We start from the raw sequence: 12305 nt of genomic DNA, 5'->3' as shown, positions 1-12305 counted from the left end.
GAGCCAGGATCAAACTCTCAATAAAAACTTTGAGTTTGCTTAGCTCGGATCCACTGACTGTGTTCCGCTTTAAGCTTATAGATTGTTATGGTTTAATCTCTTATACCATTTAATTAACTTGGTTCAGTGCTGTATCTCACGAAACAGCTTACTTAGTATATCCCGCAGAGGACTTTTTGTCAAGCACTTTTTAAATCTTTGTAAAAAGTTTTTTGACGCGTCTTGCGCGACAACTTGTATAGTCTACCATGGCGGTAGTCTGTAGTCAAGCACTTTTTCAATCTTTTTTTGACTGACGTTGTGCCCTCGTCATCAAGCTGATGACCTTGCTATTATACTAACTCGCCGCCGTCTATGTCAAGTGATTATGGCTATTCTTTTTGGCTTTTGTAAAGTCCGCTTATGGGCTAAATCATGCGGTGCGAATAGGCGTCATCTCCCGCCATTTTCTTCTCTACATAGCTACAGGATGCTCGGACTTTCAGGTCGTGTTCTTCTACATAAGCAATAAATGCATCGAAGAGCAAGCCGGCCACGCCTTGGCCTCGCACAGCCTGAGTTGTTTCCGTGTGGTAGGCTTCAACGGTGCTTTGATCGATGAAACGGTAGTCTAAAACGCCGTCCGGTGCTTTCGCATCGCCGAGGTAGAATCTGCCGTCGGTGTGTTTAATCTCCATGGAATCTTCCTTTCTGGTTTTCAGTTGCTTTTTTCTTTTATACCCTTATGTAAAAAAAGTTCCCGCCGCTGCGAGAACTTCTGTTGGTTTTATGATTCGTTTGTCGATTCGCCGCTGTTTTCGGCTTCCGCTTTTTCTTGATTGGCTTTCTTTTGTTCTTGGATTTCTTCGTAGTAGCCGATTTTTCCTTCGGTGAAGCGACGCACTTGTTCTCTCGCCGAGGCTTGATTGACGATGTAGTAATCGATGCTTCCGATGCGCTTGTTGTCGCCGACTAAGGTGTCGGTTTGAATGTTTTCTCTATCCATATCAAGGCCCATTTTCGCGAGATAGGCGATTTGTCCGTAGGACAGGTTCGTTTCGATGTTGTCCAGGGCGATATCGATGAGCTCGGGGATTTTTAAAATCATCATGGGACGTTTTAATTTATCGAAGAGCTGCATCATAAAGCGCTGTTGCACTTGGATGCGGTCGATGTCTTGATCTTCGTAGATCTTTCGTATGCGAAGGTAGCGCACGGCATTGGCGCCGTCGAGCTTCTGTTTGCCTTTTTTAAAGTCGATATGCAGATTGGGCACCACATAGGTGTCTTCGTAGCTATAGTCGAAGGGAATGTCCACTTCGATGCCGCCTACGGCATCTACTAAGCGTTCCACGGCTTTGTAATCCACTGTGGCGTAATAGTCGATTTTCACGTCGAGGAAATCTTCCACTGTTTCTTCCGCCAACTTTTCTCCGCCATAGGCGTAGGCGTGACCGAGCTTGGTCTTGCCTTGATGGCCCCTGATGCTGACGTAGGTGTCGCGGGGCAGCGAAAGAAGTTGGGCCCGCTTGGTGACGGGATCGATGGTGACGAGCATGACTACGTCGCTACGGGTGGGGTTGCCTTCTTCCGTCATGTCCGTCGTCGCCGTCTTGTCGATGCCGAAAAGCAGGATGTGAAGGGGATCGTCGCCGGTGAAGGGATTGGTGGTATCCAATTTGTTGATCCTTTTCGTCGCCTCTTCCCGCGACGGCTCGTGGTTTCTCTTTGTGATCGGTCGATCGACCAACTCGTAGCCCAACGCCAGGGCTCCGGACAAGACGGCAATTAATAGCGCCGCCACTAAGATTTTCAATACTCTCATTTAACACCTCTTTTTAGTCTTTTACTATCTTACCGAAACAGATCGGCCTTGGCAATATGAGATGATGTAGTTTTTTCTACGTTTATCTTTCACACATTTGTTTCTATTCATTGTTCCGAGATACTCACATAGTGGATATGGCGATCCATTTTTGTCTTGCTATAATTATACCTTCTCGATTCTTTCCGGGGGAGGGAAAAAGCACCTTCGCCTAACTCAAAATCTTTTTTCGGCGAAGAAGCCCAATACAAATCGAAGCCCGGCAGGGCTTCGCACATTAGAAAAGCGTTAGGGTGGAGGGGGATGGGGTCCAGGGGAAGGGCCAGAGGGCGAATCGCAACGCCCTAGGCCCTTCCCCTGGTCTCAGAGCCATGTAGGAATCGATTTTTAAAGATGAATCGATAAACCCGTTTGTCTCGTCTATCCGTTTACATAAGAATGAACTGTTACCATAAAAAGAGTCAGGGGTGTGTTCCCCGCCGAGAAATATGTATTTTTAAATAGAGAAAGGACGTGTTTCCACGTCCTTTCGCTATTTGTTTTTTTGTTATTCGACAATTTTGGATACAACCCCGGAGGCGACGGTGCGGCCGCCTTCTCTGATGGCGAAGCGCAAGCCTTCGTCCATGGCGACGGGGGTGATGAGTTCGACTTTGAAGGTGGCGTTGTCGCCGGGCATAACCATTTCGACGCCGTCGGCTAAGGTGATGTCGCCGGTTACGTCGGTGGTTCTGAAGTAGAATTGGGGACGGTAGCCGTTAAAGAACGGGGTGTGGCGTCCGCCTTCTTCTTTGCTCAGAACGTAGACTTCGGCTTCGAATTTGGTGTGGGGATGGATGCTGCCGGGTTCTGCCAGTACTTGGCCGCGTTCGATTTCGTCTCTTTGAACGCCGCGGAGCAGAAGGCCGACGTTGTCGCCTGCTTCGGCTTGGTCGAGTTGTTTTCTGAACATTTCGACGCCGGTGACGACGACGGTTCTTTTTTCGGTGGTTAAGCCGACGATTTCGACGTTGTCGTTGACTTTGATGGTGCCGCGTTCTACACGACCGGTGGCGACGGTGCCGCGGCCGGTGATGGAGAAGATGTCTTCAACGGGCATGAGGAAGGGGTGATCGATGTCGCGGATGGGATCGTCGATCCATTCGTCGACGGTGTCCATGAGGGCTACGATTTTGTCGCCCCATTCTCCGTCGGGATCTTCCAGGGCTTTAAGGGCGCTGCCTACGGTGATGGGGGTGTTGTCGCCGTCGAATTCGTATTCGCTTAAGAGGTCGCGTACTTCCATTTCGACGAGTTCGATGAGTTCTTCGTCATCGACTTGGTCTTGTTTGTTTAAGAAGACGACGATTTTGGGTACGCCGACTTGGCGGGCCAAGAGGATGTGTTCGCGGGTTTGGGGCATGGGGCCGTCTGCCGCGCTTACTACGAGGATGGCGCCGTCCATTTGGGCTGCACCGGTGATCATGTTTTTGACGTAGTCGGCGTGGCCGGGGCAGTCAACGTGGGCGTAGTGGCGTTTTTCGGTTTCGTATTCGACGTGGGACGTGGAGATGGTAATACCGCGTTCTCTTTCTTCGGGGGCTTTGTCGATGTTTGCGTAGTCGACGAATTCGCCGGAGCCGAAGCGTTTGTTTAATACGAGGGTGATTGCCGCCGTAAGGGTGGTCTTGCCGTGGTCGACGTGGCCGATGGTGCCGACGTTGACGTGGGGTTTGGTTCTTTCAAATTTTCCTTTTGCCATAATTGTCCTCCTATGTTTCGCACAATATATAAGCCTATGTTACCGCAAATCTTGTCAAATTGCAAGATTTTACAGGGCGACGACGATGCCGCCGTTATCGGCGTAGACGCTTGAGAGTCCTTTGGTCTGTACGATGCGTATGGTGGCTGAGTGGATTTCGTCTTGAATGTAGTTTTTAAAGAGTTTTGCTTTTTCTTCGGCGTGGGAATGGCTGATGGTGATGAATTGGACGCTTCTTTCGGCGTTGATTTTGATGACTTCTTTGGCGAGTTTGGCCAGGCTTTTTTTGAAGCCGCGATTGATTTGGAAGAGGCTGATGGCGCCGTCTTCTGCGCACATGATGGGTTTCATGTTCAGGACGTTGACGGCTTTTCCCGCCATTTTGGGGATGCGGCCGTTTTTGATGAGGTTGTCCATGGTTTCCAGGATGAAGAAGGTGGCTTGTTCTTCGGCGAAGGCTCTCACTTCTTTTTCGATGGCGTCGAAGTCTTTTCCTTCTTCCGCCCGCTTGTGGATGAGGCTCACGAGGTTGGCGGTGCCTGCGGAGGCGGATTTGGAATCGATGAGGGCGATTTTTTTCTCGGGGTGTTGTTTTTGTATTTCTTCTACGGCGGTTTTGGCGGCGTTGTAGCTGCCGGAGAGTTTGGCGGTGATGGTGACGACGAAGATTTCATCGGCACCGGATGCCAGGATGGCTTCTTTGTAGAGGAAGGGGGATGGGCAGCCGGTGCGCACGGGATCGGCGCTGGCTTTCATGTCGGTGTAGAGGGCGTCGAGATCCAGCTTGTCGTCGTCGATGTAGGTGGTATCCGCTACGTCGATGGTGAAGGGGACGTAGGCGAGGTTCATGGCCCGGGCTTCTTCTTCGGTGAAGTCGGCGGATGTGTCTGCGATGATTTTTATTTTGTTCATTGGAGCACCTTTTCTATATAGCGGGCGAGGTTTTCGGCTTCGGCTTGGAGTTGATCTTGGTCTTTGCCTTCGATCATGACGCGAACGAGGGGTTCGGTGCCGGAGGGGCGAATGACGACGCGGCCTTCGTCTTTAAATTTGTTTTCCAGGGCGCGGATTTTTTCTTGAATCCCTGCGTGGTTTTCGTAGTCGTGTTTTTTTGTGTTGGCGACTTTGGCGTTGACGAGGGCTTGGGGGTAGGAGGTCATGAGGCCGTTGAGTTCGCTCATGGGCTTTTTGCTTTCCGCCATGACTTCCAGTAGGTGGAGCCCGGTGGCCAGGCCGTCGCCGGTGGTGTTGTAGTGGCTGAAGATGATGTGGCCGGATTGTTCGCCGCCGAGGACGTAGCCTTTTTCCAGCATTTCTTCCAGGACGTAGCGGTCGCCGACTTTGGTTTTCACGAGGGCGATGGCTTCTGTTTTCAGGAAGCGGTCGAGGCCGATGTTGGTCATGACGGTGCCGACGACGGTGTTGCCGTCGAGCTCACCTTTGGCTTTTAGGCTTTTGGCGCAGATGGCGAGAATATGGTCGCCGTCGAGGATATCGCCTTTTTCGTCCACGGCGATGATGCGGTCGGCGTCGCCGTCGAAGGAGAAGCCGACGTGGGCGCCGGTGTCTTTCACGAGGGCTTGTATTTTTTCGGGGGCGGTGGATCCGCATTGGGCGTTGATGTTGGCGCCGTCGGGGGCGGTGTTTATGGCGACGACTTCGGCGCCGAGTCGTGTAAGGACTTTTTCCGCCAGGTTGCTCAAAGCGCCGTTGCCTGCATCGACGGCGATTTTTATACCGCTAAGGTCTCGGTCGACGAGGCTCACGAGGTAATCTTCGTAGTCGACGATGCCGGGAAGGTCTTTTTTCTTTTGGCCGATGGCTTTTCCGATGACGGGTGCCGGGGAGTAATCAGGATCGGTGAGTTTGGCTTCGATTTCTTCTTCCACGGCGTCGGGGAGTTTTAGACCTTTGCCGGAGAAGATTTTGATGCCGTTGTATTCGAAGGGGTTGTGGGAGGCGGAGATGACGATGCCCATGGCGGCGCCGTATTTTCTGGTGAGGTAGGCGACGCCGGGGGTGGGAATGACGGATAGGTTCACGCAATCGACGCCTCCAGCCATAAGGCCTGTGGCGATGGCCATGGAGAGCATGGTGCCGGATTGCCTCGTGTCTCTGCCTGTGAGGACAAAGGGGTTTTTGACGCCTGCGGCGTGGATGCGTTCGGCCAGGATGCGGCCCAGTTTCATGGCCATTTCCGGTGTTAGTTCTTCGTTTGCGACGCCGCGGATGCCGTCGGTTCCAAATAGTTTCATGGGTGTCTCCTCCGGTTGTTTTCTTCGTTGTTGTGTGCTACTTTTATGTCTTCGATCCGCCTTTTAGCGTAGGCCAGGAGGCGGTTTTTTTCGTTTGCTTCGGGATCATCCAGGGCCATGTCTTCCATTTCTTTTAAGAGGCGGCCCATGGCGGGGCCGGGGGCCATGCCCATGGCGATGAGGTCTCTGCCGCTTACGGCCAGGGTGTTTCGGCTGACGATGCCTTCATCCATGAGTTTTTTGATGCGGGCTTTTCGCTCGAGGATAAAGGAAATGTCTCTTGCGCCATAGGTGCATGCCATGTCCGCCGCCATGAGATCGTAGAGATCGAGGATGTAGTCTTCCCCTACCCGCTTGATTTGTCGGCGCAGGGCTTTGTCCGTCATGGTGTCGTGGACTTTCATGTGTTCTCTTATGAGGACTTCCACTTCCCGCACGAGGGCTTTTTGGCTCTTTAAGCGGGCGAGAATGCGCCCCGCCGTTTCCGCACCCATGGTGTCGTGACCGAAGAAGTGGCCTTTGCCCTTCTCGTCGACGGTCAAGGTGTCGGGCTTGTTCACATCGTGAAAGAGTGCGGCGTAGCGCAGAGGCAGTGTTTTCGGTGTGTGATCCACCACGCAAAGGATGTGATCGAACAGGGTTTTGTCGTGGTAGGGATTTCGCTGGTCGTAGCCCACGGTGGGGGCGAGCTCGGGAAAGATTTTTTCCAACACGCCGGCTTCTTCCATGGCGTAGAGCACCCGGGAAGGGGCGTCTTGAAGAAGAATTTTGTTCATCTCATCGGCCACCCGCTCGGCGGAGAGGCTTTCGATGCGGTAGGCTTCTTCTTTCGCCGCCGCAAGAAGGGCGGGATCGGGGGCCATGTTCAGCTGGCCCATAAATCGAAAGGCGCGAAGGATTCTGAGGGCATCTTCCGAAAAGCGCCGGGCAGGGTCGCCGACGGCGCGGAGTATTTTGTTTTTCAGATCCTCCCGGCCGCCGAAGGGATCCACGAGGCCCGTCTCCGGGCTGTAGGCCATGGCGTTTACGGTGAAATCTCGCCTCGCCAGATCTTCTTTCAGATCCGCCGTAAAGGTAACGGCGTCGGGCTTGCGATTGTCGGTGTAGGTGCCGTCGATGCGAAAGGTGGTGATCTCCACGGGGCCGATGTCGGTTAAAACGGCGATGGTGCCGAATTTTTCGCCTTCCCGGAAGGTCTTTTTCCCCTCCATGATGGCGAGGATCTCATCCGGCTTGGCCGGGGTGGTGAGGTCGTAGTCGTGGGGCGTGATGCCCATGAGGCTGTCTCTCACGGCGCCGCCGACAACGTAGACGGGCACGGATTTTTCGCGAAAGCGGCAAATGATGGCTTCGATGGCTTGAGGTAATTTCATAGAGTCATTATAACACTTCCCGCTGTTTTTTGTCTTTCCCGTGGGCCTTTTTGCCGCCTTCGTGGTATAATCGAGAAAAAGATTGATTGTGTTGGGAGGTATGAATGAAACGGAATTACACAGCCCTGGCTTTGGCACTGTGTTTGTGTCTCGCCGGTTGCGGCAAAAAGGCGGAAGCACCGAATAAAAACGAAAAGCCTCAGAAGGTGGCTGCCTCGGAAAAAGACGAGGCTTACACGCCTGAAAAAGACAAGGCCGCAGAGGAAAAGGCCTTGTTTGAAAGCGAAGACGAAGACAAGCGAAACGCCGCCCTGGAGGCCGCCAGCGACTACATCGCTTTGGTGGAGCTTACCACCAATGCCAAGGGGCAAATGGAGCTGGAGTTTATTAAAAACTACCGCGGCGCTTTGAGCACGGTGGAAATTCCCGTTCCCAAGGGGATGACGCCCAATCAGGAATACATCATCTTCTATCGCGACGGCGCCGACGGCGTGGTAGGCCCCGTCCATCCCACCTACGGCTACTATGCCGTCGACGGCAGCGACGACAGCCTCCTGCGCCACATGGAAATGACCTACGGCGATTTGGATGAGGAAGAGGACAGCGATTCGGTGAAGTCCAAGAAAGATGCCGATGTGTATGAGGATAAGACGAATGCTTCTTCTTATGAATCTTCTGAAGATTCGTCGCGGCGATCTTCGTCGAGCGAGAAGGGGACTTCTTCCACTTCCTCGAAGAAAACAAGCTCTTCTTCAACTTCTTCTACTTCTTCTAAGAAACGTACGAGCAAGAAGAGCGCTTCTTCTACTTCCGATTCGAGTTCGAGCTCTAAGAAGGGCACTTCTTCTACTTCCAAAAAGAATGATTAGTATGAAAAAACAGTCTCTGAATGAGGCTGTTTTTTCATACTCGGGAAAGATGCGGCGGCTTTTTCCTTTCTTTCCCTTTCTTTTCTTCTTTTCTCCTTTTCTTTGCTTTCCGATAGCATACCGAATAATGACTCGTGGTGTTTTCTTATTCGTTTAAAGTACCATTCCCGCACGGCTTTGAAACCCGGGGGCGGGGAAAAGAGCTCAGAGCGGACGGCCGCATTTTCCCCTTCCCCGGGTTTCAGAGCCATGTAAGAATCAATTTCTAAGCAAGAAAGTAACTTGATTTTATTATGTCTACTACGCATTTAAAAAATCAACCACCACAAAACATACGCCCTTTTCCCTCCCCCGGAAAGTATTGCGGAGATTTAATTATTGTAAGAGTATGAAGGATCGCAACAAACAAAGTGAGTGCCCATTTGACCACAAAATCAGAAACAAGCGATGAAAAAAGATAATTCTTGAACAACAGGTGAGCACTCGGAAAGCAAAGATCTACTTTTGGCGCTTGAATTGTCAAGTCAAGTACAACTCCACTGAATGATAAACCTCATAAGGCGTTTTCCAATTTAAACATTTACGTGGTCGACGATTGATCTCTTCTATTTTCGCTTCAATATAGCTATCTGATTGGTCAATATCTTTCGTTTTTGGAAAGTACTCTCTTAATAGTCCATTTGTATTTTCATTGGTCCCTCGTTGCCATGGATGATGAGGCAGCGGGAAATAGAATTCAACTAGAGACAGTTGCTGTGATATCTCAGGATGCTTTGAAAATTCTTTCCCTCTGTCAGGCGTGATACTTTTAAGGGGTTCATCTTTCAACAGTTCAATCATGGCTTGCTTAACACATTGGGCGTTCTTCTTTGGTATTTTCTGGCAAAGAAGATAGCGACTTTTCCTGTCAGTCAATGTGAGTAGGCATGCCCTGCCGGTTTTACCTGCCACCGTATCCGCCTCCCAGTCGCCCAAGCGCTCTCTTTTTTCAGCTGCATCCGGTCGTTCGGATATGGGATTGGTGATTGGAATTTTACCGCGTCTTTCTTCATAGGATTTTGTATGCCTTGTTTTTCCGCGATGTTTTAATTTTCTAATACATCCTCTATTGCCCCTCGATCGATTCGGTTCGTCAAAAAGGCCGGAATAAATGGCTCGATAAATCGTGGAGAAGCTAATGCTATAAACACTCCCTTCGTATTTTAAGCGGGCAGCGATCTGTTCCGGAGACCATTGGTGCTCTAAAAATAACGACTTTACTTTTAGGAAGAGGACGGCATCGTCTAACTTCTTTCGAGGACGACATTCTTTTCTTCTAGTGGTATAAAGTACCTGCGCATCGCAAGTAACTTCCTTGTAAAGAATTTCTCTTTAACTCACGGCAAATTGAGGATTTGTTGCGTCCTAGCTTTGTAGCTATTTCAGATTGATTTAAGCCGATGTCCATATAATGCTTTAGCAACTCACGCTCTTTTAGTGTAAAATGAGAACAATGATTCATCGTTCCTCCTGGTTGATTGGTTTTCGTCGACATGATTTTACCAGAAAACGGTGAATCATTTTTTGTTGCACTTAGATTGTAAATTCAAAATACTAAAACCCCTCCATCGGCTTCAAAGCCAAGATGGAGGGGTCTTTCTTATTTTTGATGAAAGAAAATATGTCTATCCAACGTCACCCTTTTATTGTTTACCTCTTCATATCATCCTTAAGAATCCTATGCATGATACGAAGATTGTTTTCTTTATCCGCCAATGGTCACTGTGCGGTTCTTTGAATCCCAAGTAATTTCCGGGCCATGCTCAAATAGTTTGTTTACATTGGACAGAGGTATGAAGACTCTTCCGTGAAGCGTCTCGGCGGGACTGTCCAGCGTAATTTTATCACCATTGGATGCAATCGCCACTTGGCTGCCTTGTTCAATTAAAACCGTGCGATCGCCTTTTTTTAATATCACCATTTTGCTGCTTGCATTGTAATCGACCTGAAGTCCGAGGCTTTCACCCACATACCGCAGCGGAAGCATGGTTCGATTGTTTTTAATATAGGGCGCCACGTCCATTTTGAACGTACGCTCCTCGGCCCCCTCGAAGGCCTTGAATTCTTCTTGTCCGATAGTAAACACGCGCTTTTCAAAGAGTTTCTTTTGCTTCTTTGCGCCCTCATGTTTTTTTTCCGACGATTCGACCACAGGAGACGACAGGACGTACCGGTAGCCGGCGGAATTTTTATTTGAATCTTTTTTCTCTGCCAAGCGATTTTTTAGGGCCGTCATTTCCTTTTCCATGGCCTCCATTTTTGCCTTATCCTTGGCTATAAGCTTTTCCATTTCTTTTAGTTTTTCTTTTAATAGCTTATTCTCTTTTATTAAGGCGAGGCGTTCGCTTTTCTCCTGCTCTTTTTGTTTGTCCAATAGCGCATCCGGATGAATGGAAACGTGCCATGCAATTTTATTCTTCTGCGGTGTATTGGCATAAAAGTCATCCACCACTTCCAATCCAAGCATTTCGGGTTGCTTAGCATAAGAATACTTACCATTCCCGCGGTCGATTAGTCGTTTAGACGCCAGCCCATAGGACTTGCCTTTCTCGTCTTTTAATAAAATGACGAATACCTCATCCGAGGGATACAGATGAATCTCTTGATCCTCGTGGGGAAATACTTTTGAAACTTCGTGAAATACATCCTTTAAAGGGGAAAAATCGGTGATGCGATTTTTTGACAAAGCAAGGTAGGACAGATTTCGCAAATCTTTTAAATCTTCCACGGAAGTGATTTCATTCGACTTTAAGCTCAGACTATGCAATTTTCCTTTCCCTCGCAGAGGCGCGAGGTTTTGTATCAAGTTATCGTCCAAACTCAGCACTTGAAGTTGATCTAGCTTCTTTAACGCGTCAATGGACCCAATGTTGTTGTGGCTCAGATCCAAAGTCTTTAATTTCGTAAGGTTTTCAAATGGTTTGAGATAACCCACATTACACTCCGCCAGGGACAGATTTTCCAAATTGGAGAGAGAGGCGATAGCAGAAAAATCTTGGATGTTTTTGTTCGAATCAAGATTTAACAAGCGAAGCTTTGTTAACGCCGCCAAAGGACGAATTTCCTTTAGGTTGTTTTGAAATAGCTTAAGGCTTTCCAAATTCGTGGCGGTTTCAAGTCCCGTTACATCTTCGATTTCATTATTGTTCACAATCGTTAAGCTTTTAAACAAGGCCATCTCGTCTTCATAGATAAAGGTCTCGTTTGGTTTTTTCACATAATTTGGATTGCTGAGAATGACCTCCTTGGCATCTCGCACCGATGGATCCTTTAAAATAGTCAAAATCTCTCGCTCTAAAGCAGGGCTGGCAAAATGAACTTTCGTCTTCAAAGGATCATTGCCCATGTCCGACGCATCGATGTCTACCACCCAAGTGGGCTGTGTCTTAAACCCATCTGAAAAAATACGGAGACGGGTATTTTCCGGGGCGTCCTTAAAACGATAGTTACCATTCGACTCCTTGACCAGTTTATCGGTCCCAGACACATTCATATCACTCAAATCGTACAATTTTCCCTTCTCATCTAATAAATTGAGGGGAAAGTTCGCCGTATTCGGTTTAAGCGTAATTGTCTGATTGTACCCGAAAAATCCGTCCTTTTCTTTAAAAGTCTTGTCCTTTAATCCGGAAAAGTCTTTAATGCGGTTGCCGTACAGATAAAGCTTCTTCAGCTTTTCATTTTTCTTTGCCATATCGGCAATGGGGCCGATGTCTTCGATCTGATTGTTTTCCAATCGCAGCACTTCCAGATGTGTCAAGTTGCTCAAAGGACGCACATCTTTGATGCGATTGTTGCCAAGCCACAGATGCTCCAAATGAGTCAAATTTTTTAATGGCGTCAAATCGTGAATGGCGGATTTCCTGAAAATTTTTAAGGTTCTTAATTCCGTCATATACTCCATGCCGCTTAAATCTTCTACTGCCTCATCGCTGCGAAAATGCGTAAACATTGCCAGCTCCGACTTATAAATAACCGTTTCTCCAGGATCCTTGACATAGTCCGGGTCGGTTAGTTTTATATTGCCCATCTTTCTATGCATCTCATTTTTGCTTTTCAGTGATGCCATAATTTGCTTTTTCAAATAGGGATCTTTGATCGTCACGGCTTCACGAGCAAACACGTTTTTAGACGAGAAGCACAATACGCAAAGCATCAGAACGAGTGTTAAGACTCTCTTCATATACATCTCCTTTTTTATTTCGGGTTTCAGTTTTTTTACAC

Annotated in this window: 9 protein-coding genes and 1 pseudogene; 1 reads left to right on the top strand and 9 read right to left on the bottom strand. The window is 48.8% G+C overall.

The annotated features are described in order from the left end of the window. Positions 1 to 407: 407 nt before the first annotated feature. The 6 genes from KO087_RS08040 to KO087_RS08015 form a co-directional block, all read right to left on the bottom strand. The gene (locus KO087_RS08040) at positions 408 to 677 is read right to left on the bottom strand and encodes a GNAT family N-acetyltransferase (RefSeq protein ID WP_215508749.1); all 270 of its coding nucleotides are present in this window, start codon (positions 675 to 677) and stop codon (positions 408 to 410) included. Between the two features lie 89 nt (positions 678 to 766). After that, a complete protein-coding gene (locus KO087_RS08035; protein ID WP_215508748.1) occupies positions 767 to 1804 on the bottom strand; it encodes an LCP family protein in 1038 nt (345 codons plus the stop codon). Between the two features lie 547 nt (positions 1805 to 2351). Beyond that, positions 2352 to 3545 carry an elongation factor Tu gene (gene tuf / locus KO087_RS08030; protein ID WP_215508747.1) on the bottom strand — a complete coding sequence of 398 codons (1194 nt, stop codon included), beginning with the start codon at positions 3543 to 3545 and terminating at the stop codon, positions 2352 to 2354. 69 nt (positions 3546 to 3614) lie between these two features. Continuing rightward, a complete protein-coding gene (locus KO087_RS08025; protein ID WP_215508746.1) occupies positions 3615 to 4457 on the bottom strand; it encodes a DegV family protein in 843 nt (280 codons plus the stop codon). Then, positions 4454 to 5800, bottom strand: a complete 1347-nt coding sequence (glmM, locus tag KO087_RS08020) for a phosphoglucosamine mutase (protein WP_215508745.1) — start codon at positions 5798 to 5800, stop codon at positions 4454 to 4456. The genes KO087_RS08025 and glmM overlap by 4 nt, the downstream gene beginning before the upstream one ends. Beyond that, the gene (locus KO087_RS08015; RefSeq protein ID WP_215508744.1) at positions 5797 to 7173 is read right to left on the bottom strand and encodes a CCA tRNA nucleotidyltransferase; all 1377 of its coding nucleotides are present in this window, start codon (positions 7171 to 7173) and stop codon (positions 5797 to 5799) included. The genes glmM and KO087_RS08015 overlap by 4 nt, the downstream gene beginning before the upstream one ends. Positions 7174 to 7277: 104 nt before the next feature. Here KO087_RS08015 and KO087_RS08010 point away from each other — a divergent pair, with 104 nt between their 5' ends. Further along, the gene (locus KO087_RS08010) at positions 7278 to 8042 is read left to right on the top strand and encodes a hypothetical protein (RefSeq protein ID WP_215508743.1); all 765 of its coding nucleotides are present in this window, start codon (positions 7278 to 7280) and stop codon (positions 8040 to 8042) included. Here the strand turns inward: KO087_RS08010 and KO087_RS08005 are convergent. The 3 genes and pseudogenes from KO087_RS08005 to KO087_RS07995 all read right to left on the bottom strand — a co-directional run bounded on the left by KO087_RS08005 (position 8039) and on the right by KO087_RS07995 (position 12264). Then, positions 8039 to 8350, bottom strand: a complete 312-nt coding sequence (locus tag KO087_RS08005; protein WP_215508742.1) for a hypothetical protein — start codon at positions 8348 to 8350, stop codon at positions 8039 to 8041. The genes KO087_RS08010 and KO087_RS08005 overlap by 4 nt on opposite strands. 211 nt (positions 8351 to 8561) lie before the next feature. Continuing rightward, positions 8562 to 9543, bottom strand: a pseudogene (locus KO087_RS08000) (IS30 family transposase). A gap of 243 nt (positions 9544 to 9786) precedes the next feature. After that, entirely contained in the window at positions 9787 to 12264 is a 2478-nt protein-coding gene (locus KO087_RS07995; protein WP_215508741.1) for a leucine-rich repeat domain-containing protein, read from the bottom strand. Between the last annotated feature and the right edge of the window lie 41 nt (positions 12265 to 12305).

This window comes from Peptoniphilus rachelemmaiella, from assembly GCF_943169845.1.
Lineage (GTDB): Bacteria > Bacillota > Clostridia > Tissierellales > Peptoniphilaceae > Aedoeadaptatus > Aedoeadaptatus rachelemmaiella.
The sequence above is the reverse complement of the archived record's forward strand: the minus strand, read 5'-3'. Positions and strand labels throughout refer to the sequence as shown.